Origin of the sequence: Demequina soli (genome assembly GCF_000971195.1) — a bacterium.
GTDB lineage: Bacteria > Actinomycetota > Actinomycetes > Actinomycetales > Demequinaceae > Demequina > Demequina soli.
In genome coordinates this window covers 397,628-422,242 of sequence record NZ_BBLZ01000003.1, presented here as the reverse complement: position 1 = coordinate 422,242, position 24,615 = coordinate 397,628, and the positions used below count along the sequence as shown (strand labels likewise).

Below are 24,615 nucleotides of genomic sequence, written 5' to 3'. Positions count from 1 at the left end.
TCAGGCCAGCCCGAGCTCGACGAACGCGTCGGCGAGCCCCGCCTCCCAGGGGCCGCGCGCGACGCGGTCCGCGACCGCGAGCACCGCATCGTCCGCCCCCTCGATCGCGACGCCCACGCCCGCGTACGCGAGCATCTCGAGGTCGTTGAGCCCGTCGCCGAACGCGACCACGTCCTCGCGCGCGAGCCCCAGCCGCTCCGCGACGACGGCGATCCCGACCGCCTTGTGCACGTGGCTGAGGAACAGCTCGCCCGCCCCGGGGCCCAGGTCCGGGATCGAGCTGGGGATGACCGCGACCTCGGGCCCGATGGCCGCGGCGACCTCGGCGAGGGGCGCGTCCGCGTGGAACGTCGTGACCTTGCCGAACGCGACCGCGCCGACGTCCTCGACGGCGGTGATCGACGCCGTGATGTCCTGGCGACCCGCGGCGGCGTCGCCGCGCGCGGGCAGGTGGTCCGCCATCGCCGCGAGGGTCGCGGGCCGCGCATGCGTCGCGTACGGGCCCTCGAGCAGGAACAGCGCGCCGGCGGCATCGAGGGCCGCGATCGTGCGCGCGGCGAGGTCCGCGGGGAAGCGGGTGTCGAGCAGCACCTCGTCGCCGAGCACCGCGTACGCGCCCGCGCCCGCGACGTAGCCGTCGAAGCCGGCCGCCGTGATCCGGTCGGGCAGCAGCGACAGCGGGCGCCCCGTGCACAGCAGCACGACGTGGCCCGCGCGGCGCGCGGCCCGCACGGCCTCGACGTGGGCGTCGGGCACCACGCCGTGGTGCGCGTAGGTGCCGTCGACGTCGAGGAAGACGGCGCGGTGGGACGAGGACGCGGCGGGGGAGGTCACCCGCCCAGGCTACGGGGGCGGCGTCGCGGTGCTTCACTGGTCGGGGAGGTGCGCCATGGACGCCTGGAGGGTGCGCGACGGCGGGCTGCGGCGCGAGTCGGCGCCCGACCCGGTGCCGGCCGCCGACGAGCTGCTCGTGCGGGTCGAGGCATGCGGGGTGTGCCGCACGGACCTGCACGTCATCGACGGGGACCTCGACGTGCATCGTCCCGGGGTGATCCCCGGCCACCAGGTCGTGGGCACGGTCGTGGGCGCGGGCGAGGCGGCGCGGTCCGTCGACGTGGGCGACCGGGTCGGGGTCGCGTGGCTCCACCGCACGTGCGGAACGTGCCGATGGTGCCGGTCCGGGCGCGAGAACCTGTGCCCCGAGGCGACCTTCACCGGCTGGGACCGCGACGGCGGCTACGCCGAGCTGCTCACCGTGCCCGAGGCGTACGCCTACCCGCTGCCGCACGACGACGAGGCCCTCGCGCTCGCGCCGCTGCTGTGCGCCGGCATCATCGGGTTCCGCGCGCTGCGGCGCGCCAACCTCCCGCCCGGCGGGGTGCTCGGCATCTACGGCTTCGGGTCGAGCGCGTCGATCACGGCGCAGCTCGCGAAGGCGGCCGGCGCGACCGTCGTCGCGATCACCCGTGGCGACCGCAACCAGGCGCTCGCGCGCGAGCTCGAGCTCGACTACGTCGGGGGAGAGGGCGCGGTCCCGCCCGAGCTGCTCGACTCGGCCATCGTGTTCGCCCCCGTCGGCGCGATCCTCACCCAGGCGCTCGACGCGACCGCGCGCGGCGGCACCGTCGTGAGCGCCGGCATCCACATGTCGCCCATCCCCGAGATCGACTACGACCGCTCGCTGTTCTACGAGCGCGACCTGCGCTCGGTCACCGCCAACACGCGGGCGGACGGCGCCGAGTTCCTGCGGCTCGCGCGCAACCTGCGCCTCGCGCCCGCCGTCACGACCTACGGCTTCGACGGGGTGGACGATGCGCTGGGCGACCTGCGCGCGGGCCGCGCCCGCGGCTCGCTCGTGGTGCGGATGGGCTGAGACCCCTTCAACCGGACGGACTTGTCCGGTAATGTCGGCCGAAGCATCCGGACAATGCTGTCCGGTGCGGTTCTCGAAGGGGAGGGCGCATGACGCAGTGGGACGAGGAGGTCGACCTCCTGGTGGTCGGCACCGGCGCGGCGGCGATGTCCGCGGCGATCGCGGCGGCGGATGAGGGGCTCGAGGTCCTCGTCGTCGAGGGCTCCGACAAGTGGGGCGGCTCGACCGCCATGAGCGGCGGCGGATGCTGGCTGCCGACGCATCCGGGGATGAAGGACATCGGCGTGCCCGACTCCGAGGGCGATGTGCTCACCTACCTCGACGCCTGTGTCGGCACGCCCGAGGAGGTGGGTCCCGCATCGTCCCTCGAGCGGCGCCGGGCATTCGTGCGGACCTCGCCGGTGGTCCACCGGTGGCTCGAGGACCACGGCCTCGTGTGGCAGACCGCCAAGGAGTACCCCGACTACTACCCGACGCTGCCCGGCGGGCGCGCCGGCGGCCGCACGGTCGAGCCCGCGCCCTTCAACGCCAAGCGCTTCGGCGACTGGTACGACCACGCGCGCTACTCGATGCCGCCCGGCCTGCCGCTGTTCGCGGGCGACACCTACCTGCTCGCGCGCTCGTGGTCGACGTTCTCGGGCATGGTCGGCGGCGCGCGCTTCGTGTTCCGCGCCGTCGGCGGCGCGGTGACCGGCCGCAGGCTCACGGGTCTGGGAGCGTCGCTCGCGGCGCGGCTCATGTGGATCGCGAAGGTCGAGCAGGGCGTCGACGTGCGCCTGTCCACCCCGCTCACGGACCTCGTGATCGAGGACGGCGCGTGCGTGGGCGCCGTGGTCGCGGGCCCGGACGGCGAGCGCCGCATCCGCGCGCGCCGCGGCGTCCACCTGGGCGCCGGCGGCTTCGACCACAACGCCGAGTGGCGCAAGGAGTACCAGGGGCTCGACGTCGAGGCGTCGTCGGGCAACCCGGAGAACCTGGGCACCGCGATCGCGATCGCGATGCGCCACGGCGCCGGCGTCGCGCTCATGGACGATGCGTGGTGGGGCCCGTCGGTGGCGCCCACGTCGAAGTCCGGCCCGATCTTCATCGTCTCCGAGCGGTCCATGCCGTTCTCGATGGTGGTGGACCAGGAGGGCAGCCGCTACGTCGACGAGTCGACCAGCTACGTCGACTTCGGCCACGCGATGATCGAGCGTGGGCTCGAGCGCACCAACCACTCGTGGATGGTGCTCGACGTGCGCCACCGCCGTCGCTACCTCAACAACGCGTTCCTCATGGGCGCGAAGACGTTCTACGAGGAGGGCGTCGCGGTCAAGGCGGACACGCTCGAGGAGCTCGCCGACAAGATGGGCGTCGACAAGGACACGTTCAAGGCGACCGTGCAGCGCTTCAACGCCTTCGCCCGCGACGGCGTGGACCGCGACTTCCACCGCGGGCATGACGCCTACGACAACTACTACGGCGACCCCGGGCACGGCCCGAACCCCAACCTGGGTGAGATCGCGCACGGACCCTTCGTCGCGATCAAGATCGTGCTGGGCGACCTCGGCACCAAGGGCGGGCTCCTCACCGACGAGCACGCACGCGTGCTCGACACCGCGGGCAGGGTCATCGAGGGGCTCTACGCCGCCGGCAACACCAGCGCGTCCGTGTGCGGCCGCACGTACCCGGGCGCCGGCTCGACGCTGGGCCCGGCGCTCGTGTTCGGCTACCTCGCCGGCAAGCACGCGGCCTCGCGCGAGGCCTCGCCCGCCGCCGGGGCGGACGCGACGGTCCGGGCCTGACGGGCCCGCCGAGGGGAGCGGCGTCACGGCCGCTCCCCTCGGCGCGCTACCCTCGACAGACGTGAGATATGTGGCGATCGGGGACAGCTTCACCGAGGGCGTCGGCGACCCGCAGCCGGACGGCGGCGTGCGCGGCTGGGCGGACCTCGTGGCGATCGGGCTCGCGCAGGCGCACGGATCCGTGGAGTACGCGAACCTCGCGATCCGCGGCCGGCTGATCGAGCCCATCGCGACCGAGCAGCTCGACGCGGCCCTCGCACTCGACCCGCTGCCCGACGTCATGACCTTCAACGGCTCCGGCAACGACATGATGCGGCCCGGCTGGGACGCCGCCCGCATCGAGGAGCTCATGCGGCGCGTGGTGGACGGCTGCACGGACGCCGGCGTGCGCCTGGTGATCCTCTCGGGCCCCGACCCGACGGAGCGGCTGCCCCGCGGGCGGACGTTCGCGACGCGCGCCGATGAGCTCATGGGGATCGTCGACACCCTGGTCGCCGAGCGCCCCGACGTGACGTTCGTCGACAACTACCGCGACCCGGAGATGCGCCGCGCCGCGTACTGGGACGACGACCGCCTCCACCTCAACCCGCTCGGGCACTCGCGCGTCGCCGCGCGCGTCCTCGGCGCGCTCGGGGTCGAGACCGACCTCCCGATCGCGCCCGCGGGCGGGCCGTCCCGGCCCGGGGCGGTGGAGCAGGCCCGCTACGTGGGCCGCTACGTGCTGCCGTGGATCGGGCGCCGCCTCACCGGGCGCTCGTCGGGCGACGGCCGCGTGCCCAAGCATCCGACGTGGGTGACGATCGAGGCCCCCGCCGCCTGACGCCACGGGGGACGGCGGGGCCGCGCGCGGCGCGCGGTAGCGTGACGCCATGGCGATCCCTGAGTTCATCCTCGACCTGCGCTCCAAGATCGGCACCGACCTGCTGTGGCTGCCCGCCGCGACGGCCGTGGTGCTGCGCCCCTCGCCCGAGCGCGATGGCTCGCGGCAGGTGCTGCTCGTCAAGCGCGCGGACAACGGCTGGTGGACGCCGGTCACGGGCATCGTCGATCCAGGCGAGGAGCCCGCGGTCGCGGCCGTGCGCGAGTGCCTCGAGGAGGCCGACGTCGTGGCCGTGGCCGAGGCGCTCATGTGGGTGCACGCGTTGCCGCCGATGGAGTACGACAACGGCGACCGCGCCCAGTACCTGGACCTCACGTTCCGGTGCCGCTACGTGTCGGGTGAGCCGTTCCCCGCGGACGGCGAGAACACCGAGGCGGCGTGGTTCGAGCTCGACGAGATGCCCGACATGCCCGAGGACATGGCGAACCGCATCGCCGCGTGCCTGGTCGACGACGACGTGTGCCGCTGGACCCTCTGACCGCCGTCCGTCCTGGTCGCGGCCCGGCGCGCCGGGGTAGCGTGGCCGCATGGCGACCCCGGACTTCATCCTCGAGCTGCGCGAGAGGGTCGGCTCCCAGCGCCTGTGGCTCATGAGCGCGACCGCCGTCGTGGTGCGCGACTCGGCCTCGCGTCCCGGAGCGCGTGAGGTGCTGCTCGCGCATCGCTCGGACTTCCGCACGTGGGGCACCATCGGCGGCATCATCGACCCGGGGGAGCAGCCCGCGGTCGCGGCCGCGCGGGAGCTGCTCGAGGAGGCCGGCGTGGTCGCCGTGCCGGAGGTGCTCGCGTGGGTCCACGTGCAGGCGCCCGCGACCTATCCCAACGGCGACCAGGTGCAGTTCCTCGACCTCACGTTCCGGTGCCGCTACGTCAGCGGCGAGCCGTTCCCCGCCGACGGCGAGAACTCCGAGGTCGCGTGGTTCGACGTCGACGCGCTGCCGCCCATGTCGCCCGAGATGGCGGCGCGCCTCGAGGCCGCCCTCGCGCCGGGGTCCGTCACGCGCTTCGAGTCCTGAGCCGCGCGCCCACGCGGGCGCGACGGCTAGTGGCCCACGTGCTCCGGCGCGTCGACGGGGCGCTGGATGAAGAAGGCCGCCACCACCGCGCACGTCGCGAGCCCCGCGGCGATCGCGAACGACGTCGCGATGCCGGCCGCGGCCGCGTCGAGCGGGGCGGCGCCCTCGGCCGTGCGGGCGCCCGCGACCGCGGCCATCGTCGACACGAACAGCGCCGTGCCCGCGGCGCCGGCGACCTGCTGCATGGTCGACACGGTCGCGGAGCCGTGCGAGTACAGCGTGCGCGGCAGCGCGCCGAGGCTCGCCGTGAACAGCGGCGTGAACATCAGCGCGAGCCCCGCGCTCAGGGTCACATGGCAGGCCAGCAGGGCCCACCACGGCGTCGACGCGTCGAGGATCGCGGCGAGCACCCACAGCCCGGCCGCGAGGATCGCGGCGCCCGGCACGAGCAGCACGCGCGGACCGAAGCGGTCGACCGCACGCCCCACGGGGCGCGCGCACAGGCCCATGAGCAGGCCGCCGGGCAGCAGCATGAGCCCGCTCTGCAGCACGCTCAGGCCCAGCACCTCCTGCATGAACAGCGGCAGCAGGATGATCATCCCGAACAGCGCCATCATCATGATGACGAACATCACGATCGACACCGCGAACGTGCGCTCGCGGAAGGTGCGCAGGTCGAGCAGCGCGTCGTCGACGCGCTGCAGCACGATCTGCCGCCACACGAACGCCGCGATCGCGAGGGCCCCGACGACGATCCAGGCGATCGCGGACAGCGGCACGCCCTCGCCCTGCGCCTCGCCGATGCGGCTCAGCCCGAACACGATCCCGCCGAAGCCGACCGCGGACAGCACGATGGACAGCGCGTCGATCGGGGCCTCCTTGGGCTCCGTCACGTTGCGCATGAGGCGCCACCCGATCACCAGCACGGCCGCCGCGATCGGGGCGACGAACACGAACATGAAGCGCCACGAGAACGTCGTGAGGATGAGGCCCGAGATGGTGGGCCCGATCGCGGGCGCGACGGAGATCACCACGGAGATGGACCCCATGCGGCGCCCGCGCGTCGCGGGCGGCTCGAGCTGCATCACGGTGGTCATGAGCAGCGGCAGCATGATCGCGGTGCCGCCCGCCTGCACCACGCGCGCCGCGAGCAGCGCCTCGAAGCCGGGCGCGAGCGCCGCGCCGACGGTGCCAGCCGTGAACAGCGACATGGCGGTGAGGAACACGGGTCGCGTGGGGAAGCGCTGGAGCAGGAAGCCCGTGATCGGGATCACGATCGACATGGTCAGCAGGAACGCCGTGGTGAGCCACTGCGCCGCGACCGCGGTGATGCCGAGGTCCTCCATGAGGTGGGGGATCGCGACGCCCATGACGGTCTCGTTGAGGATCACCACGAAGGCCGCGACGATGAGCACCCAGATGACGATCGAGTCCCGCCGTGCCGTCGCCGGGTCGCGCTCCGAGGCGCTCCCGACCGCGGCGCGAGCCCGTACCTCGTCGTCGTCGCGGTCGCGGGTCACCAGGTCGTCGGTCATGCGGACCATTGTGCGCCGGGGGTCCGACATCGCGTCAGCCCCCAGTCCGGGGGACCCCGGCGGCACGGCCCGCGCTTGTCAGGCGGCGGAGGCGCGCATAACATCGTTCAAGCCAACCGCCGGCGGCGCACCCCGCCGGCACATTCGTCCTGGGGGACCGCCGGCCGGCGGGGGATGCGAGGTTCTGATGGTGCACACGGCTGAGGGGGCCGCGCGACGCTTCGAGAGGCGCGACGTGCGGGTAAGGGAGGCCGCGCTCCATCCGTCAGGGCTGAGGGCGCTGCGACTGGCGGTCGGGGACGAGTCCGACGACGAGTCGCCGGACCCCGGCACGCATCTCTCGCCGGTCTCGACCGGCGTGTTCGCGGAGTGGTCCGCGCGCGTGGGCACGCCCGCGGCGCTGCCCAACGTCTACGTGCCGCACGCGGCACGCCTGTCGACGCTCGCCGACGGGGTCGCGCCGTTCTCCGGCGCCACGCTCGACGGCACCCTGCGCCGCCACCTCACCCACGACGTCGACGCCCGCGCGGTCCGCGTCCGCGCCCGGGTGCTGCAGTGGCTCGCGGTGCGCTCCGTCATCGACGTCGACCGCACGGTGCGCTGGACCAGCCTCGCGTGCGGCCCTGCGTTCCCGCTCATCGGCGCGATGAGCGCGGCCGCGGACGCGCGCGCCGACGTGTTCGCGACGTTCGTCGAGACGTGCACCGACGTGCTCGCCGCGAGCCGCCGCGTGGCGCTCTGGCACGGGATCGACCCCGCGGCCCACGAGTTCATCGCGGCGTCGCCGTTCGACGGGCTCGCCGCCCGCATCGGCGCCGAGACCCAGGACCTGGTCGAGGCGCTCGGCCTGCTCGACTCGGTCGAGCCGCACGAGGCGGCCTCCGCGCTCGCGGAGGCGTACGCGCTCGTGCGCCCGGGCGGTTCGTTCGTGTTCTCGACGATGCTCGAGGAGCGCCCGCGGCCGTCGGGGGTGGTCGCGTGGCCCCCGGTGAGGCGCCGCACGCTCGAGGACGTCGCCGCCCTGCTCGCCGTGGCGGGGATCCCCGTCGCGGACGCCCTCGTGTGCCTCGCCGACGACGGCGTGTACGCCGTGGTCGAGGTCGCACGGCCGTGACGCGTCGGTAGCCTCGTGCGCGTGGACGATGCGCGCGAGACGACCGTGACCGCCCCGCCCCGGACGGTGGGCATCCTGGGTGCCGGGCGCGTGGGTGCCGCCCTCGCGCGCGCCTGCCGGGCGGCGGGGCTCGAGGCGACCGTCGCATCGTCCACCGACGACCCGGCCGCGGCGTGCGCGGCCGACGTGGTGGTGCTCGCGATCCCGCTGGGGCGGTACCGGACGCTGCCCGCGGACCTGCTGCGCGGCCGGCTCGTGGTCGACGCGATGAACTACTGGTGGGAGCTCGACGGCGCGCGCCCCGACCTCGACGACCCGACGACCTCGACCTCGGAGACGGTGCAGGCGTTCCTCGCGGGCGCGCGCGTGGTCAAGGCGTTCGGCCATGCGAGCGTGTGGGAGCTCGAGAACCTCGGGCGCCCCGCGGGCCACCCCGAGCGGCGCGGCCTCGCGGTCGCGGGCGACGACGCGGCCGACCGGGCGGCCGTGGCGGCGCTCGTCGACGCGCTCGGTTTCGACCCGGTCGACGCCGGCCCCCTCGCCGCCGGCGTCGCGTTCGAGCCGCCCACGGAGATCTTCGGCTCCGACGCCACCGCGGCGGAGATCCGCGCCATGCTCGAGCGCTTCCCGCGCTCGCAGCGGGGCCGCGTGGTCGCGCGGGCGCGCGAGGAGGCGTGACGATGCGCCTCGTGGTCGCGCCCGACTCGTTCAAGGGCTCGTGCCCCGCGGAACGGGCCGCGGCGGCGATCGCGCGCGGCTGGCGGGACGTGCGCCCGGACGATGCGGTGGTCGAGCTGCCGCAGGCCGACGGCGGCGAGGGCACGCTGCGGGCCCTCATGAGGGCCGTCCCGCGGGCCGTGCCGCGCAGCGTCGGCGTGATCACGGGCCCGTCGGGTGACCGCACGGGAGGCGTCTACCTCGACCTCCTCGACGGCACCGCCGTGGTCGAGCTCGCGATGGTCGCGGGGATCGGGCTCATGCCCGCCCTCGACCCGCTCGGCGCGACCTCGCGAGGCCTGGGCGAGGTGATCGCGCGCGTGCTCGACGCGGGCTGCGAGCGGCTCGTGGTGACGCTCGGGGGCTCGGCCTCCACGGACGGCGGGCTGCCGATGCTCGAGGCGCTGGGCGACCGGCGCCCGCCTCCCGGCGGAGCGATCGCGCTCACCGACGTGCGGGCGCCGCTGCTCGGGCCCGACGGGGCGGCCGCGGTGTTCGCACCCCAGAAGGGCGCCACGCCGCTCGAGGTCGCGGCCCTCGAGGCGAGGCTCGCGGGGGTCGCGGCGCGGCTCGGCGCGGACCCGGACGTGCCCGGCGCGGGCGCCGCCGGGGGAGTGGGCTACGCGCTGCTCGCGTGGGGCGCCACGCTGCGCGAGGGCGCGCCCGAGATCGCGCGCCTCACCGGCCTCGAGGAGGCCGGGCGCGCCGCCGACCTGGTCATCACGGGCGAGGGGCGCTTCGACGCGCAGTCCCGCGGCGGGAAGGTGGCCGGGCACGCGCTCGCGGCGTTCCCGCGCGTCGCGGTGATCGCCGGCGAGGTCGCGGAGGACCCGGGCGTGTGGTCGGCGTCGCTGACGGTGCTCGCGGGCTCGCGCGAGGCGGCGATGGTGGAGCCGGAGCGGTGGCTCGAGGACGCGGGACGGGCGGCCGCGCGCGAGCTCACGCCCCGCGCCGACGCGGCTTGAGCCGCACCTCCGGCAGGGGCGGCGCGGGGATGCGGACGTCGCCGTGGCCGGGGACCGTGCCGAAGCGGCCGTCGTCGCCGTTCCACGCGTCGCGCGCGGCGACGATCTCGTCGTGGTCGCGCGCGACGAAGTTCCACCACATGATCACGTCGTCGGGGAACGGCTCGCCGCCGAGCAGCACCACGGTGGCGCCGTGCACGGACGTCAGGGTCACGGCATCCCGGTCCGTGCCGAGGTAGAGGATGCCGCCCTCCGGCGCCGCCGGGAGCGTCCCCGAACCGTCAGCGACCGCGAGGTCGCCCGCGAGGGGCACGAGGCCGTGCTCCCACGCCGGGTCGAGCGGCAGGGCGACGCTCGCGCCGGGCGCGAGCGAGACCTGGGCGCCGACGATGGGCGTGTACGTGGTGGCGGGCGAGGTCACACCGGCCAGCGTGCCGAGGATGACCGTCGCGACGGCGCCGTCGCCGAGGGCCGCCTCGGGCAGGGCCGCGTGCGACTCGAACGCGGCGGCGCCGTGGCGTGCCTCCTCGGGCAGCGCGACCCACAGCTGAAGGGCGTCGAGGGCCACAGGCGCCTCGCCGAGCGAGTACTCGGAGTGCGCGACGCCGTGGCCCGCGGTCATGAGGTTGAGCGCGCCGGGCCGCAGCACCGCGTCGGAGCCGAGCGAGTCGCGGTGGCGGATCTCCCCGGTCAGGGGCCAGGTGACGGTCTGAAGGCCCATGTGGGGGTGGGGCTCGACCCGCATGCGCGCCTCCTGCGGGCCGAACCGGTCGAGGAAGCACCACGCGCCGATGGTCGTGAGCCCCCGCTGGGGCAGGGAGCGGCGGACGGTCATCGCGCGCAGGCCGCCCAGGGGCACGTCGCGCGGCTCGAGCACCGTCGCGACGGGCCCGGGACGCCGGCCCGCGCCGGGGCAGAGCACCTCGGGCACGGGTCCGGCGTCCAGGCGGGTCATGCGGCCGGCCACTCCACGTCGGCGCCGGGCACGTCGTGGCGCTCGAGGTAGTCGTGGATGAACGGGCACAGGGGCACGATCACCTCGCCGCGCGCGACCGCGTCGGCGAGGGCCTCCCGGGCGAGCGTCGAGCCCAGCCCGCGGCCCTCGAAGGCCTCGTCGATCACGGTGTGCGTGAAGACGATGCGCCCCGACCGCAAGCGGAACTCGGCCACCCCCGCGAGGGTGCCGTCCACCGTGATCTCGTAGCGGCCGGCGTCCGCGACGCGGGTCACCTCGACGGTCATCACGCCCTCCTGGGGTCGAACGGGTCGTCCTCGGCGCTCGTGCGGAGCGAGCCGCCGGTTGCCAACCTCATCATGTCGGAGTCCAGGTCGATGTCCAGCTCCGTGCCGCCCGCCGAGCCGTAGGTGTGCTGGTAGGCGCCCCACGCATCGTCCCTCACGGCACGCGCGAAGCCGGACTCCATCAGCAGCACCAGCTCCCGCGCGGCGCGGTCGATGCGCGTGCCGAGCGCGGTGTCGGTCCAGTCCTCGGTCGACGCGAACAGGCTCGTCGGGACCGGGAGTGCGCGCAGGTAGGCGAACAGCGCGCGCATCTCCTCGTCGACCACGAGCGCGTGGCGCGCGGTGCCCGCCGTCGCGGCGAGGATGACGGGCTTGCCGATGAGGAGGTCGTTGTCGAGCACCTGGAAGAAGCTCGTGAACAGGCCGGACGCGCCCGCCTTGTAGACGGGCGTGGCGGCGACGATGGCGTCGGCCGCGCCGAGCGCGTCGATCGCGCGGGTGAAGCGCGGGCCGAGCAGCTGGCTCGACAGCGCCGCGGGCAGCTCCTGCAGCAGCTCGCGCAGGTCGACCGTGGTGATGGACACGGCGTGGCCCCGCTCGCGGGCGAGGTCGGTCACGCGCTGGGTGGCGCGGTCGGCGAGCAGACGCGTGGACGAGGGGTCGGACACGCCGGCGCTGACGACGACGAGGCGGTAGTCGGTCATGGGGTCTCCTCGGGGTCGGAGATGAGCTTGCGGGAGAGGGTCTCGAGGAGCGTGAGCTCCTCGTCGGTGAGGCGGGCCGTCATGGCCGCGGCGACGGACGCGCCGTGCGCGCGGCCCACCGTGCGCTGGATCGCGCGCCCCTCGTCCGTGAGGCTGAGGTGCGCCGCGCGCTTGTCGGTCGGGTCGACGCAGCGGCTGATGAGCCCGCGCTCGACCAGGCGGTCGACGAGCCTCGACAGCCCGGGCTGGCTGAGCAGCACGTGGGCGCCGAGGTCGCCGAGCCGCTGCGGCCCGTCGCACTTGGACAGGGTGTAGAGGACGTCGTACTCCCGCATCGACAGGCCCGCCCACACGTCCTCCTCGGCGAAGCGGCGCATGAGCGTCGAGTGCGCGGTGAACGCGGCCTCCCAGGCCTCGTTCGCGAGCCGCGTGCGGCCCCGGGACGATGCGCGGGTGACGGCGGGAGCGTCGGGTGCGGTGGACATCGTCCCTCCTAGAGCGTCGGGTACTCCGAGACGGCGGTCTCGGAGTCCTGGTACGGGGAGCCGCCCGTGACGTTGTCGCCGCGGTTGGCGTTGGGACGCGGCTGGCGCGGGGACTCGTCGCCGTACTTGGCCGTGACGAGGTCCGCGTGCGACGGCGGGTTCGCCGGCGCCTCGGGGTCGCGGCGGCTCTCGAGCTCCGCGCGCAGGACGGGCACGACGTGCTCGCCGAGCAGGTCGAGCTGGTGGAGGACCATGTCGACGGGCAGGCCCGCGTGGTCCACGAGGAACAGCTGGCGCTGGTAGTCACCGAACGCGTCGCGGAAGGTCAGGGTCTTGTCGATGACCTCCTGCGGGCTGCCGACGCTCAGCGGCGTCATGGACTCGAAGTCCTCCATCGTCGGGCCGTTGCCGTAGACGGGGGCCTCGTTGAAGTACGGGCGGAACTGGTCGTGCGCGTCCTGGCTGTTCTTCGCGATGAACGCCTGGCCGCCGAGCCCGACGATCGCCTGCTTCTGGGTGCCGTGGCCGTAGTGCTCGAAGCGCTGGCGGTAGAAGCGGATGAGGCGCTGGTAGTGCTCCTTGGGCCAGAAGATGTTGTTCGCGAAGTAGCCGTTGCCGTAGAAGGCGGCCTGCTCGGCGATCTCCGGGGTGCGGATCGAGCCGTGCCACACGAACGGCGCGACGTCGTCGAGCGGGCGCGGCGTCGAGGTGAAGCCCTGCAGCGGGGTGCGGAACTGGCCCTCCCAGTCCACGACGTCCTCGCGCCACAGGCGGTGCAGCAGGTTGTAGTTCTCGAGCGCGAGCGGCAGGCCCTGGCGGATGTCCTGGCCGAACCACGGGTACACCGGCGCGGTGTTGCCGCGGCCGAGCATGAGGTCCATGCGGCCGCCCGAGAGGTGCTGCAGCATCGCGTACTCCTCGGCGAGGCGCACGGGGTCGTTCGTGGTGATGAGCGTCGTGGAGGTGGTGACCACGAGGCGCTCGGTGAGGGCCGCGATGTGGCTGAGCAGGGTGGTGGGGGAGGAGGAGAAGAACGGCGGGTTGTGGTGCTCGCCGACGGCGAAGACGTCGAGGCCCACCTCCTCGGCGTGGACCGCGATGCGGACGATGTTCTTGATGCGCTCCGCCTCCGAGGGCGTGTGGCCGCTGACGGGGTCGCGCGTGATGTCCGAGACGGACATGATGCCGAACTGCATGGTGTGCCTCCTTCGGGGGCTGTCGCTGCCGGGCCCGGGACCTTCGCCCCGGCCGATGCCGCCGATTATATGCGTACGCATGTAATCAACGCCAGCCCCTCGGATCTATTCCACCGGCGCGCGGGCGCGTGCGCCCGGGACCTTCGGGGCATTGGCCGGCGCGGGACGATGCGCGTGGTGAACTGGGGGTATGCGTCTCACCAAGCATGTCCACGCGTGCGTCTCGCTCGCCTCCGATGCGGGGAGCCTGCTGGTCGACCCCGGCGTCTACGAGCCGGATTCGGCCGCCCTCATCGCCGCCGCGCCCGCCGTGCTCTACACGCACGTGCATCCCGACCATGTGGATGCCGAGCCGATCCTCGACGCGCTCGCGGCGCGGCCCGAGCTGCGCGTGTTCGGCCCCGCGTCGGTGGTGGCGGAGTGGGAGGAGCGGTTCCCGGCGCAGGTGACGGCGGTCGCGCCCGGCGACGCGTTCTCCGCGGGCGGGCTGTCCGTGACGGTGCACGGCGGCACGCACGCCGTCATCCACCCCGACCTGCCGCTGTTCGAGAACGTCGGGTACGTGGTCGACGGGCGGGTGTTCCACCCCGGCGACTCGTACGAGGCGCCGCCCGTCGACGTCGAGGTGCTGCTCGTGCCGGTGAGCGGGCCGTGGGCGCGCTTCGGGGATGCCGCGGACCTCGTGCGCGCGGTCGCACCCGTACGGGCCTTCCAGATCCACGACGCGATGCTGTCCGAGATCGGGCTGGCCTCGGCGACGCGGTTCCTGAGCGCCGGGGCGCTGGTGCCGGTGTCGGTCGAGCGGCTCGCTCCGGGGGAGTCGGTCGAGCTCTAGGCGAGCCGCAGCACCGCCGCGGCCGCGTCCGCCAGTGCGACCCCGTAGCCCCTCCCGTGCCCCGCGGCGTGGACGGCCAGCGGGTGCAGCTGGTGGAGGGGCACGCGGGTCCGCCAGCCGACGCGCAGGGGCGCCTCGTCGGCGTACCCGGCGAGCGCATCGTCCAGGAAAGGCAGCCCGAACAGCGCGAGCATCGCGAGGTCCGTCTCCGGGTGGCCGCCGTGCGCGGCCGGGTCGATGAGCACCATGCCCGCGGGGGAGAAGAGGACGTTGCCGGCCCACAGGTCGCCGTGGATCCGCGCGGGCGGGGCGTCGTCGTCGAACGCGCCGTCCGCGATGGCGTCGCACGCGCGGTGGACGATGCGCGCCTCGTCCGGGGCGAGGAACCCGGCGGCGAGCGCGGGGTCGATGAAGGGTCGCACGCGGGCCTCGGCGTAGAACGCGCCCCAGGTCGGGGAGGTGAGCGCGGGCATCTCGCGGCTGCCGATGAAGAGCGGCCCGGCCCAGCCGTCCGGGCGCGCGCCGAACGCCGCCGCGCCGGCCGCGTGCGTGCGTGCCAAGTCGCGACCGAAGGTGCGGGCGGCCGCGGGGGTAGGGCGGGCGTGCGCGATCCGCTCGAGGACGATGCGCCCGGGGGCCACGTCGACGACGCGCGCGACGTGGGCGCCGCCCGCCTCGGCGAGCCAGCGCAGCCCCGCCGCCTCCGCCTCGAAGAAGCCGGGCGGGGCGGCGGGGTCGGCCTTGGTGACGGTCATGAGGACTCAGTGTCCCGAGATCCGGCCGCGGAGGCGATTCAGGAGGACTGAGCGTCCCGAAGGGCGGCGGAGGGCGCGGTCTCCTTGCGCGGCGCCATGCTGCCCGCGAACACCACCACCAGGATCCCGAAGACCGGCACGAGGGTGAGGCCCACGCGCAGCGACGTGGCGTCGGCGATCGCACCGACGACGGGCGGCGACAGCAGCCACGCGAGGCGCAGCAGCCACGACAGGATCGTCAGGCCGGTGCCCGCGCGGAGGCCGGGGAGCTCGTCCGCGGCGTGCATCGCGCCCGGGATGAGCGTGGCCACGCCGAAGCCGGCCGCGCCGAAGCCCGCGATGGTGCCCCAGGCCGACGGGAAGGCGAGCGCGAGGCCCATGCCCACCGCGACGAGGACGCCGCCGAAGCGTGCCACGGCGCGCTGGCCCCAGCGGTCGACCATGCGGTCGCCGACCATGCGGCCCACGAACTGGAAGCCCTGCATCGACACGAACGCGAGCGAAGCCAGCGTCGCGCCGGCGAGCAGCTCGTCGGTGAGGTAGCTGGCGGACCAGGTCGCGGCGGCGTCCTCGGCCCAGCCGCCCGCGATCGCGATGACGGTGAGCGCCAGCAGCGTGCCCCACACCCTCACCGGGATCTGGCGCAGCGGCGTGTGCTGCGGGACGGCGGCCTCGTCGGCGGCGTGGTCGACCTCGTCCGGGGTCGCAGTGTCCTTCTTGAGGAGCATCGGGTAGGCGACCAGGTTCGCCGCCACGACGATCGCGAGCGACGCCGCGAACTGCCACGGCACCGCGATCCCGAGGCCCGCGGCGGCGCCTCCCATGAGGCCGCCCGCGACGGCGCCGATGGACCACAGGCCGTGGAACGCGTTGAGGATCGAGCGCTTGTAGAGCTTCTGCACCTCGAGGCCATGGGCGTTCTGCGAGACGTCCACCCACGCGTCGGTGACGCCGACCACGAACAGCGCGGCGCCGAACGTCCACACGTTCGGGGCGAGGCCCGCGGCGAGCATGGCCGTGGCGCTCACCGCCATCGTGATCGTCGCGACCCTCGCGGAGCCGAAGCGCCGGATCATCACGGCCGCGAGGAGGCCGAGCGCGAGCGCGCCGACCGACCACATCGCCATGGCGACGCCGAGCGTGCCGTACGAGATGCCGAGAGACGCGCGGATCTCGGGCACACGCGGCGCGAAGCCGCCCAGCACGATGCCGTTGGTGAAGAAGATCATCGACACGCCGATGCGGGCGCGCCTGAGGTGAGGCGCGACCGCGGCGGCGGGGGTGGGGACCGTCATGGCGTCACGCTACCGAGAGGTCCGCGGTGAGCAGGTCGGACAGGCGCGAGGTGGGGCCGACGAGCACCTGGAACGCGCCCGGCTCGACCACGCGCTCGCCGCGCGCGTTCACGATCGTGCAGTCGGCGACGGCGATCCGAAGCGCGACCTCCGCGGATGCGCCCGGCTCGATCGTTACGTGCGCGACGGCCTTGAGCTCGCGGTCGGCCCACGTGGCCGACGTGTTGACGTCGCGGACGTAGCCCTGGACGGTCTCGAGCACGGGGCGGTCGCCGGTGTTGGTGACGGTGACGGTCGCCTCGATCGTGTCGGCGGCGGTGAGCTCCGTCGCGGCGAGGCGCAGGTCGGCGTAGGCGACCGACGAGTACGACAGGCCGTCGCCGAACACCCAGCGCGGGTCCTGCGTGAGGTCGGCGTAGCGGTAGCCGTGCTGCGCGTCGATCTGGTTGTAGAACGTGGGCTGCTGGCCCACGTGGCGCGGCCACGAGATCGGCAGGCGGCCGCTGGGCTCGATCGCGCCCAGGAGGAGCTCGGCGACCGCGGTGCCGCCGGCCATGCCGGGGTTCGCGGCCCAGATCACGGCCGCGGCGCGGTCCGCGGACGCGGGCAGCACGTGCGGCTTCGAGGCGAGCACCACGAGGATCACCGGCGTGCCGGTCTCCACGAGGGCGTCGAGCAGCGCGACCTGGCCGCCGAGCAGCTCGAGGGTCGCGGTCGACTTGCCCTCGCCCACCAGCTGGATGCGGTCGCCCACGACGGCGACCACCGCATCGGCCCCCTGCGCGGCCGCGACGGCCTCCGCGATCATGGCGGCGTCGGGCTCGACGGGGAACGCGATGTGCGGGCGCGGCTGGCCGTCGGGGAAGTAGGCGCCCTTGGGGTCGGGGCCGGTGGTGATGATCTCGGCGCCCTTCGCGTACGTGACCTCCGAGCCCGCGGGCGCGAGCGCGCGCAGGCCGTCGAGCACGGTCGCGATCATCTCGCGCGGGTGGCCCTCCATGAGCCAGTCGGCCTGGCCGGACGCGCCGGCCCAGTCGCCGAGCGTGGTGTCGGGGTCGTCGGCGTTGGGGCCGACGACGGCCAGGCGCAGCGGGCGGTCCGCGGCGAGCGGCAGGGTGCCGTCGTTCTCGAGCAGCACGAGCGAGCGGCGCGCGACCTCGAGGTTGAGGGCACGATGCGCGGGCTGGGCGATCACCGCGGCCTGGCGCTCGACGTCCGCGAGGCGCGGGTCCTCGAACAGGCCGAGGTCGAACTTCAGGGTGAGGATGCGCGCGACGGCCTCGTCGATGCGCGACTCCTCGAGCAGGCCCTGCGCGACGGCGTCCTGCGCGCCCTGGAAGAACGCGGGCGTGGTCATGATCATGTCGTTGCCCGCGTTGACGGCCGCGGCGGCGGCCTGCGCGTAGTCGGGGAAGAGGCGCTGCTCGCGCACGAGGTTGCCGACGTTGTCCCAGTCGGTGATGAGGGTGCCCTCGTAGCCCCACTCGCCGCGCAGCACGTCGCCCAGGAGCCACTCGTTGATGGTGATCGGCACGCCGTCGGTGGCCTGGTAGCCGAGCATGAACGTGCCGCAGCCGGCGCGCGCGACGCGCTCGAAGGGCGGCAGGTACCAGGAGCGCAGCTTGCGGCGCGAGATGTCGGCCTCGGAGGCGTCGCGGCCGCCCTGGGTCTCGGAGTAGCCCGCGAAGTGCTTCGCGGTCGCGAGGATCGCGGTCGGGTCGGACAGGCCGTCGCCCTGGTAGCCGCGTACCATCGCGGCGCCGAGCTCGCCCAGCAGGTAGGGGTCCTCGCCGAAGGTCTCGGACACGCGGCCCCAGCGCAGGTCGCGCGCGATGCACAGCACGGGGGAGAAGGTCCAGTGGATGCCGGTCGCCGAGACCTCGACGGCGGTGGCGCGCGCGACGCGCTCGAGCAGGCCCGCGTCGAAGGTCGCGGCCATGCCCAGCTGCGTCGGGTAGATCTCCGCGCCCTTGAAGAACGAGTGGCCGTGGATGCAGTCCTCGCCGATGAGCAGCGGGATGCGCAGGCGCGTCTCCGCGACGAGGGCGTGGGCCTGCGCGAGGCGCTCGGGGGAGGCGTGCAGGATCGAGCCGACGTGCATCTCCTCGATGAGATGGGGCACGCCGTCGTACGTGTGCATCTGGATCATCTGGCCCACCTTCTCGGCGAGCGTCATGCGGCCGAGGAGGTCGGCGACGCGCGCGGCGGTCGTCAGCGACGGGTCGAGGTACGGGGTGGTCATGGGCGGATCCTCTCGCGCGGCGGTGGGCTACTCTGGGATGAGTTCTACCACATGGTAAAACAATGCTCGAAACGATGCGACCGCGAGGTCGGGACGGGGGGCGGGGCATGGCGAGAGAGCTGTCGGACCGCGGCGGGGCCACGCGCGAGCACATCCTCGACACGGCGACCCAGGCGTTCGCCGAGGCGGGCTTCCAGGGCACCTCGGTGCGCGAGATCGCGGCGCGCTGCGGGCTGACCCACCCGGCGCTGATCTACCACTTCCCGACCAAGGCGGCGCTGCTCATGGCCGTCCTCGAGCGCCGCGACGACACCGAGGGTCGCGCCGTCAGCTTCGACGAGCTGCGCGGGCGGGCGCTGCTCGACGAGCTCGTCGCGACGGTGAGGCGCAACGTCGGCCGCCCCGGCATCGTCTCCCTCTACGCGACCCTGTCCGCCGAGGCGACGGACGCGGGCCATCCCGCCCACGCGTACTTCGCGCGCCGCTACGCGAACCTGCGCGCGGCCGTCGCGCGGGCCTACCGCGAGGCCGTCGAGGACGGCGCGCGCGAGCCCGTCGGAGGGGCCGGCCTGGCGGCCGCGCAGCTCGTCGCGGTCATGGATGGGCTCCAGGTCCAGTGGCTGCTGGACCCGTCGGTGGACATGGTCGCGGCGGTCGAGGCGCACCTGTCCGCACAATTCCCATGACTGCGCATGAATCTGGGACCCTGGTCCCTGCCAGCGGTGATGTCGCGGCCATAGCGTTCTCGTAGGCGCTACCCCGGTGCCCAGGGCCCACAAGGTCCGCGACAAAGGAGAACGACAATGGCAGTCAACTCGCAGGTCGCCGAGAGCGCGACCGCCACCACTGGAAGCAAGCTCGGCTGGGTCATGCTCAGCGTCACCCGCATCGGGCTCGGCTTCTACTTCCTGTGGGCCTTCCTCGACAAGCTTCTGGGCCTCGGGTTCTCGACCTGCCGCACCGTCGCGGAGAGCGGCGCCGTCACCATCGACGCGTTCTGCGACAAGGCGTGGATCAACGGCGGCCACGTCACCGAGGGCTACCTGGTCTACGGCGGCAACACCAACAGCCCGTTCCACGACTTCTTCGTGAACCTCGGCGCGCAGCGCTGGACCGACTGGATCTTCATGCTCGGCCTGCTCGGCATCGGCCTGGCCCTCATGCTCGGCATCGGCACCCGCGTCGCCGCCTGGTCCTCGATGCTCATGCTGCTCTTCATGTACATGACGCAGATGTGGCCCGCCACCAACCCGATCCTCGACGAGCACATCATCTACATCGTCGCGATCCTCGGCATCGTGCACGTCGAGCTCGCCCGTCAGGACGTCGGGCTCGGCACCTGGTGGAGGAAGCTCCCCATCGTGCAGAAGAACGCCTGGCTGGTCTAGCCTCCCTGCAGTGCTCACGGGGCCCCGCGCGATCCGCGGGGCCCCGTTGTGCTTCCCCCGAGGCGGCCCGCGTTTTCGTCCGCTTCCAGCGACGATGCGCGATCCGGCGTAGCGTGGGCGGTGCGGACAACGGCGTCCGTGGGGCCAAGGGCCTCGGACCGCACCGCATCGCATCCCCAGGAGGCAATGATGAGCAGCACCGAACCGACCACCACCACGACCAGTCAGACGGGCAGCAAGTTCGGCTGGGTCATGTTGAGCCTGACGCGCATCGTGCTGGGCTTCTACTTCCTCTGGGCCTTCCTGGACAAGCTCCTGGGCCTGGGGTACTCCACGTGTCGCACCACGAACGACGACGGCAGCTACTCCATCTCCACCCTGTGCGACAGCGCGTGGGTCAAGGGCGGGCACGTCACCGAGGGCTACCTCGTGTACGCGGGCAACGTGAACAGCCCGTTCCACGACTTCTTCGTCAACCTGGGCGCCGACCGGTGGACCGACTGGCCGTTCATGCTCGGCCTGCTGGGCGTCGGTCTCGCGCTCATGCTCGGCATCGGCACCAAGGTCGCGGCGTGGGCCGGCGGCCTCATGCTGCTGTTCATGTACATGACGCAGATGTTCCCGTCGACCAACCCCCTGTTCGACGAGCACATCATCTACATCCTGGCCATCTTCTCCGCGGTGTACCTGGAGCTCGAGCACCAGACCATCGGCATCGGGAAGTGGTGGCGTGGCCTCGTCGGCGAGAAGAGCTGGCTGGTCTAGCGCGTCGCGCGCACGCGGGGCGGGGCCTTCGGGTCCCGCCCTCGTCGTGTCCGGGCCCGGTCAGGCGTCGGCCCGCGCCCGGCCCGCGGAGCGGCGCCCGGCGCGCTCCGCACGCTCCTCGCGCAGCTCGTGCGCGACCACCCGCGTGACCTGAGGGATGAGGTCCCGGCTGCGCTTGAGCGCCCACGGCACGCCGTTGACCGCGAGCCAGGCCGCGACCGCGGCGCGCCCGGGCGCCGGGGGCGGCGGAGGGACGGGGCCCCGCGCGGGCCAGTCGGGCGCGACCAGGTCGACGGCGGCCCGGGCGAGCGCGCGATGCCCGGCCGGCGACGGGTGGATGCGGTCGATGTGCCACGCGCCGCGGCCCAGGCCGGCGAGCAACGTCGCGCCGTCGATCACGGCGACGTCTCGCGGCGCGACGGCGCGCGCGATCGCCGCGTTCGCGAGGCCGATGCGACGCGCCATGGCGTCGCCGACCCGGCGGGGCACGAGGTCGAACAGGCCGATGCGGTCGAGCGACACCGTGACGAGGCGCCGCCCGGGCCCGGCGAGGGCGTCGAGGCACGCGCCGAGGGCGCGCTCGACCTCGGCGGGGGAGAAGTCGCCGCGCAGCACGTCGTTGCCGCCCGCCGTGAGGAGGACGATGTCGGGGCGCGCGGCGAGCGCGCGCGGCACCTGGACCTGGTGCAGGTCGCGGGCCCGCACCCCGTTGGCGGCGAGGTTGACGAAAGTTGAGGCGCCGAGCGCTGCCGCGGCGAGCGCCGCCCAGCCGACGTCGCCGCGCGCGTGCTGGACCCCGTCGCCGACGCCGAGCGTGATGGAGTCGCCCAGCGCGACGATGCGCGGCCCGGTCACGGCACGCCCGCCAGGCTCCGCGCGTGGAGCGCGCGCATGCGGGCGACGGACGCGGACCACGGGAACGCGACCGCGCGGGCCCGCGCCGCGAGGCGGCGCTCCCGGGCGTCGCGCGCGAGCAGGCGCTCGATCGCGTCCGCGAACGCCTCGGGGGTGCCCGCGGCGGCGAGCCCCGCGTCACCCACGACCTCGGGCAGGGCCGAGGCGGCGTTCACGACGACCGGGGTGCCGGACGCGAGCGCCTCGAGCGCGGCGAGCCCGAACGTCTCGATGGGTCCGGGGGCGACCGCGACGTCCGCGCTCGCGAGCAGGGCGGCGAACGCGGCGCGGTCGGACACGAAGCCGAGCAGCTCGACGTCGAGGCCGGCGGCGGCTCGGCGCACGCGCCCGGCGGCCGGCCCGTCGCCCGCCACGGCGAGCCGCACCGGCCGGCCCCGCGCGGCGAGCACGCGGACCGCGTCGATCGCGAGCCCGGGCCGCTTCTCGCGCGACAGCCGCGAGGCGAGCACGAGCAGGGGCGCGTGGTCGGGGGCGTGGGCGCGGCGCGTGGCGGCGCTCGCGTGACGCGGGTGGAAGCGGTCGAGGTCGACGCCGAGCGGCACGGTCTCGACGGGCGCGCCGACCCGGGCGAGCTCCTCGCCCGCGAACGCGGTCGTCGCGACGAGGGTGTCGAAGCGGCCGGCGATGCGGCGCGCGTGCGCGTCGGCCAGGCGCGCGACCGTGGCCTCCGGGAGGCGTGGCAGCGCCTCCCGGAGGAGCCCGTCGACGCGCTCGTGCGCGACGAACGCGGCGGGGATGCCGCGCGCGCGGGCCCACGTGCCGAGGCCCGTCAGCGTGGTGCGGTCCGACACCTCGAGCGCGTCGGGCGCGAAGGCGGTGAGCGCGTCCTCGACCGCGCCGAGCCGCGTGAGCACGCGGTAGCCGCCGCTGCCGGGCAGGGGCGGGCTGTGGAGCGTGAGGACGCGCCCGTGCGGGGTGTCGCGGACCCCGTCGTGGTCGCCGGGGACCACCAGGAGCACGTCGTCGCCCGCTTCCACGTAGCCCCTCCCGAGCGCGTGCAGCGCGGTGCGCAGCCCGCCCGAACGGGGGCCGTGGAAGTTCGCGACCTGGGCGATCCTCATCGCGTCACCGCCCGCGCCGCGATCGCGGCCTCGTAGTGGCGCACGAGCGCCTCGCACACGCGCGGCCACGTGCGGCCCTCGACCGAGACCCGCGCGTGGGCGCCCTGGAGCCAGCGCATGTCCTCCTGCGCGACCAGCGACGCGACGGCGTCCTCGAGGTGATCGAGCCGCCCGGGAGCGTAGAGGAAGCCGTTCGTACCGTGCTCGACGAGGTCGATCGGTCCCCCGCGGCGCGGTGCCACCACCGGGACGCCCGACGCGAGCGCCTCCTGGATGGACTGCCCGAAGGTCTCGAGCTCGCCCGGGTGGACCATCACGTCGAGGCTCGCGACGGCGCGCGCGAGCTCGCCGCCGCCGAGGAAGCCCGCGAAGGCCGCGTCCGGCATCGCGCGCCGCAGGCGGGGCCCCTCGGGCCCCTCGCCGATGACGACCAGCCGCACCCCGGGGATCCGGGACAGCCGGGCGAGGTCCCCGACGCGCTTCTCGGCCGCGAGCCGGCCCACGTACCCGACCACCACCTCGCCGCCGGGCGCCCACGCGGCCCGCAGCGCATCGTCCCGATGCGCGGGAGAGAAGCGCGCCGTGTCGACGCCGCGCGGCCACAGCCGGAGCCTGTCGACGCCGAGCGATGCGAGCTGGCCCATCGCGGCGGTCGACGGCGCGAGCGTGAGGTCCGCCGCGGCGTGGATCTGGCGCACGCGCGCCCACAGCAGCGGCTCGCCCCAGGGCGCGCGGTACGACGCCGCGTAGGACGGCACGTCGGTCTGGTAGACCGCGACCGTCGGCAGCCCGAGGTCCGCGGCGGCGCGCACGGCGGCCCAGCCCAGCATGAACGGCGACGCGAGGTGGACCACGTCGGGACGCACCTCGTCGAGCAGCCGGGTGAGCCGCCGCACCGTCGACAGCGCGACCCGGACGTCGCGATAGCCAGGCCAGCCGACGGCGGGGACGTGAATGACGGGGGCGCCCGCGACGGCCTCGGGGGCACCGGGCGCCTCGGGGGCGATGACGACCGCCTCGTCGCCGCGGGCGGCGAGGTGATCGAGCACCCGCAGGAGCGAATGCGTGACGCCGTTCGTGTGCGGCAGGAACGACTCTGCGACCAGCGCGACCTTCACGTCCGCCAGTCTCGGGACCGCGGGCGAACCCCCGGTTGCGTGGGGCTTGATGTCGCGTGACCATCGGGTGACGGGTCGATGAAGGCTGTGGCGGCCGCGTGCGAGACTTTCCCCATGCCCCGCGTTCTCACCCGCTCCCTCGCCGCCCTGGCGGCGGCCGCCGGCGCCGTCGCGCTCGCCGCGGCACCCGCGTCCGCCCACACCGCGCTCGTCTCCTCGACGCCCGTCGAGGGTGCCACGGTGACCGAGCTGAGCGAGGTCTCGCTGGAGTTCACCGAGCAGCTGCTCGACATCGGCAACGAGCTCGCGCTCGAGGCGCCCGACGGCACCCGCACGGCGCTCGAGATCGACACCCCCGTCACCGAGACGATCACGGCCCAGGTGCCCGCCGGCACGCTGCAGGCCGGGGACAACGTGCTGAGCTTCCGAGTCGTGTCCGCCGACGGCCACCCCATCGAGGGCACCGTCACCTTCACCTACGCGCCGCCGGGTGAGGCGTCGGCCTCGCCCTCCGCATCGGCCTCGCCGAGCGCGTCCCCGTCGGCCTCCGCGAGCGCCGGCGCGGTCGCGCCGACCCCGTCGACCACGCCCAGCTACCAGGCGCCCTACCTCACGGAGCAGCCGGGCACCAACCCCGCGGTCTACGTGATCCTCTTCGCCGTCGGCGCCGCGATCGTCGCCCTCGTCATCGCGATGCGCAACAAGCGCGACGACTGACCGCGGCCGCGCT

26 protein-coding genes are annotated in these 24,615 nt (G+C 74.4%); 13 read left to right on the top strand and 13 right to left on the bottom strand.

What is annotated here, in order from left to right:
• Nucleotides 1-834: an HAD family hydrolase gene (locus tag AOM04_RS08520; RefSeq protein ID WP_062464330.1), complete on the bottom strand. Its 834-nt coding sequence runs from the start codon at nt 832-834 to the stop codon at nt 1-3.
• Nucleotides 835-889: 55 nt separating this feature from the next.
• On the opposite strand from AOM04_RS08520, the gene AOM04_RS08515 reads away from it, so the two are divergent.
• The 5 genes from AOM04_RS08515 to AOM04_RS08495 all read left to right on the top strand — a co-directional run bounded on the left by AOM04_RS08515 (nt 890) and on the right by AOM04_RS08495 (nt 5,553).
• A complete protein-coding gene (locus AOM04_RS08515) occupies nt 890-1,873 on the top strand; it encodes a zinc-binding alcohol dehydrogenase family protein (protein WP_062464329.1) in 984 nt (327 codons plus the stop codon).
• 89 nt (nt 1,874-1,962) lie between these two features.
• Nucleotides 1,963-3,657: an FAD-binding protein gene (locus AOM04_RS08510; RefSeq protein ID WP_062464328.1), complete on the top strand. Its 1,695-nt coding sequence runs from the start codon at nt 1,963-1,965 to the stop codon at nt 3,655-3,657.
• A 61-nt stretch (nt 3,658-3,718) separates the two neighbouring features.
• Complete coding sequence (locus tag AOM04_RS08505) at nt 3,719-4,477, top strand: SGNH/GDSL hydrolase family protein (protein ID WP_062464327.1); 759 nt, start codon at nt 3,719-3,721, stop codon at nt 4,475-4,477.
• Between the two features lie 49 nt (nt 4,478-4,526).
• A complete protein-coding gene (locus AOM04_RS08500; protein WP_062464326.1) occupies nt 4,527-5,015 on the top strand; it encodes an NUDIX hydrolase in 489 nt (162 codons plus the stop codon).
• A 49-nt stretch (nt 5,016-5,064) separates the two neighbouring features.
• Nucleotides 5,065-5,553: an NUDIX hydrolase gene (locus AOM04_RS08495; protein WP_062464325.1), complete on the top strand. Its 489-nt coding sequence runs from the start codon at nt 5,065-5,067 to the stop codon at nt 5,551-5,553.
• 26 nt (nt 5,554-5,579) lie between these two features.
• Here the strand turns inward: AOM04_RS08495 and AOM04_RS08490 are convergent, their stop codons facing one another.
• Nucleotides 5,580-7,088 carry a DHA2 family efflux MFS transporter permease subunit gene (locus AOM04_RS08490; RefSeq protein WP_082104511.1) on the bottom strand — a complete coding sequence of 503 codons (1,509 nt, stop codon included), beginning with the start codon at nt 7,086-7,088 and terminating at the stop codon, nt 5,580-5,582.
• A gap of 187 nt (nt 7,089-7,275) precedes the next feature.
• On the opposite strand from AOM04_RS08490, the gene AOM04_RS08485 reads away from it, so the two are divergent.
• From AOM04_RS08485 to AOM04_RS08475, 3 genes are read left to right on the top strand one after another with little or no spacing between them, the layout of a single operon-like run.
• Nucleotides 7,276-8,202, top strand: a complete 927-nt coding sequence (locus AOM04_RS08485; RefSeq protein WP_062464324.1) for a hypothetical protein — start codon at nt 7,276-7,278, stop codon at nt 8,200-8,202.
• A gap of 21 nt (nt 8,203-8,223) precedes the next feature.
• Nucleotides 8,224-8,880, top strand: a complete 657-nt coding sequence (locus AOM04_RS08480) for an NAD(P)-binding domain-containing protein (protein ID WP_228373671.1) — start codon at nt 8,224-8,226, stop codon at nt 8,878-8,880.
• Between the two features lie 2 nt (nt 8,881-8,882).
• Nucleotides 8,883-9,884, top strand: a complete 1,002-nt coding sequence (locus AOM04_RS08475) for a glycerate kinase family protein (RefSeq protein ID WP_062464323.1) — start codon at nt 8,883-8,885, stop codon at nt 9,882-9,884.
• On the opposite strand, the gene AOM04_RS08470 is transcribed toward AOM04_RS08475, so the two are convergent.
• The 5 genes from AOM04_RS08470 to AOM04_RS08450 are packed head-to-tail and all read right to left on the bottom strand — an operon-like array spanning nt 9,859 to nt 13,511.
• On the bottom strand, nt 9,859-10,839 hold the full coding sequence (locus AOM04_RS08470; protein WP_062464465.1) for a pirin family protein: 981 nt from the start codon (nt 10,837-10,839) through the stop codon (nt 9,859-9,861). The two genes, AOM04_RS08475 and AOM04_RS08470, sit on opposite strands and share 26 nt — an antisense overlap.
• Nucleotides 10,836-11,126: a GNAT family N-acetyltransferase gene (locus tag AOM04_RS08465; protein ID WP_062464322.1), complete on the bottom strand. Its 291-nt coding sequence runs from the start codon at nt 11,124-11,126 to the stop codon at nt 10,836-10,838. Before AOM04_RS08465 ends, AOM04_RS08470 begins: the two co-directional genes overlap by 4 nt.
• Nucleotides 11,126-11,830 carry a CE1759 family FMN reductase gene (locus AOM04_RS08460; RefSeq protein WP_062464321.1) on the bottom strand — a complete coding sequence of 235 codons (705 nt, stop codon included), beginning with the start codon at nt 11,828-11,830 and terminating at the stop codon, nt 11,126-11,128. Before AOM04_RS08460 ends, AOM04_RS08465 begins: the two co-directional genes overlap by 1 nt.
• Nucleotides 11,827-12,315, bottom strand: a complete 489-nt coding sequence (locus AOM04_RS08455; RefSeq protein ID WP_062464320.1) for a MarR family winged helix-turn-helix transcriptional regulator — start codon at nt 12,313-12,315, stop codon at nt 11,827-11,829. Before AOM04_RS08455 ends, AOM04_RS08460 begins: the two co-directional genes overlap by 4 nt.
• Nucleotides 12,316-12,323: 8 nt before the next feature.
• Nucleotides 12,324-13,511, bottom strand: a complete 1,188-nt coding sequence (locus tag AOM04_RS08450) for an LLM class flavin-dependent oxidoreductase (protein ID WP_062464319.1) — start codon at nt 13,509-13,511, stop codon at nt 12,324-12,326.
• 190 nt (nt 13,512-13,701) lie between these two features.
• On the opposite strand from AOM04_RS08450, the gene AOM04_RS08445 reads away from it, so the two are divergent.
• Nucleotides 13,702-14,346, top strand: coding sequence for an MBL fold metallo-hydrolase (locus tag AOM04_RS08445; protein ID WP_062464318.1), 645 nt, complete (start codon nt 13,702-13,704; stop codon nt 14,344-14,346).
• Here AOM04_RS08445 and AOM04_RS08440 read toward each other — a convergent pair.
• Genes AOM04_RS08440 through AOM04_RS08430 form a run of 3 tightly spaced genes read right to left on the bottom strand, consistent with a single transcriptional unit; the run spans nt 14,343 to nt 18,638 of the window.
• Complete coding sequence (locus AOM04_RS08440; protein WP_062464317.1) at nt 14,343-15,101, bottom strand: fructosamine kinase family protein; 759 nt, start codon at nt 15,099-15,101, stop codon at nt 14,343-14,345. The two genes, AOM04_RS08445 and AOM04_RS08440, sit on opposite strands and share 4 nt — an antisense overlap.
• A 38-nt stretch (nt 15,102-15,139) precedes the next feature.
• Nucleotides 15,140-16,396 carry an MFS transporter gene (locus AOM04_RS08435; protein WP_062464316.1) on the bottom strand — a complete coding sequence of 419 codons (1,257 nt, stop codon included), beginning with the start codon at nt 16,394-16,396 and terminating at the stop codon, nt 15,140-15,142.
• 4 nt (nt 16,397-16,400) lie between these two features.
• Complete coding sequence (locus AOM04_RS08430; RefSeq protein ID WP_062464315.1) at nt 16,401-18,638, bottom strand: exo-beta-d-1,3/1,6-glucosidase; 2,238 nt, start codon at nt 18,636-18,638, stop codon at nt 16,401-16,403.
• A 107-nt stretch (nt 18,639-18,745) separates the two neighbouring features.
• Here AOM04_RS08430 and AOM04_RS08425 point away from each other — a divergent pair, with 107 nt between their 5' ends.
• The 3 genes from AOM04_RS08425 (at nt 18,746) to AOM04_RS08415 (ending at nt 20,791) form a co-directional block, all read left to right on the top strand.
• Nucleotides 18,746-19,324 carry a TetR/AcrR family transcriptional regulator gene (locus tag AOM04_RS08425; RefSeq protein WP_062464314.1) on the top strand — a complete coding sequence of 193 codons (579 nt, stop codon included), beginning with the start codon at nt 18,746-18,748 and terminating at the stop codon, nt 19,322-19,324.
• A gap of 117 nt (nt 19,325-19,441) precedes the next feature.
• A complete protein-coding gene (locus tag AOM04_RS08420; RefSeq protein WP_062464313.1) occupies nt 19,442-20,026 on the top strand; it encodes a hypothetical protein in 585 nt (194 codons plus the stop codon).
• A 189-nt stretch (nt 20,027-20,215) separates the two neighbouring features.
• Nucleotides 20,216-20,791, top strand: a complete 576-nt coding sequence (locus AOM04_RS08415; RefSeq protein ID WP_062464312.1) for a hypothetical protein — start codon at nt 20,216-20,218, stop codon at nt 20,789-20,791.
• 60 nt (nt 20,792-20,851) lie between these two features.
• Here the strand turns inward: AOM04_RS08415 and AOM04_RS08410 are convergent, their stop codons facing one another.
• Genes AOM04_RS08410 through AOM04_RS08400 form a run of 3 tightly spaced genes read right to left on the bottom strand, consistent with a single transcriptional unit; the run spans nt 20,852 to nt 23,885 of the window.
• Nucleotides 20,852-21,646 carry an SGNH/GDSL hydrolase family protein gene (locus AOM04_RS08410; RefSeq protein ID WP_062464311.1) on the bottom strand — a complete coding sequence of 265 codons (795 nt, stop codon included), beginning with the start codon at nt 21,644-21,646 and terminating at the stop codon, nt 20,852-20,854.
• Nucleotides 21,643-22,767, bottom strand: a complete 1,125-nt coding sequence (locus AOM04_RS08405) for a glycosyltransferase (protein ID WP_062464310.1) — start codon at nt 22,765-22,767, stop codon at nt 21,643-21,645. The genes AOM04_RS08410 and AOM04_RS08405 overlap by 4 nt, the downstream gene beginning before the upstream one ends.
• On the bottom strand, nt 22,764-23,885 hold the full coding sequence (locus tag AOM04_RS08400; RefSeq protein WP_062464309.1) for a glycosyltransferase family 4 protein: 1,122 nt from the start codon (nt 23,883-23,885) through the stop codon (nt 22,764-22,766). Before AOM04_RS08400 ends, AOM04_RS08405 begins: the two co-directional genes overlap by 4 nt.
• Before the next feature lie 114 nt (nt 23,886-23,999).
• Here AOM04_RS08400 and AOM04_RS08395 point away from each other — a divergent pair, with 114 nt between their 5' ends.
• Nucleotides 24,000-24,602 (top strand): copper resistance CopC family protein, encoded by a 603-nt coding sequence (locus AOM04_RS08395; RefSeq protein WP_062464308.1) that lies wholly within the window; start codon nt 24,000-24,002, stop codon nt 24,600-24,602.
• Nucleotides 24,603-24,615 lie beyond the last annotated feature (13 nt).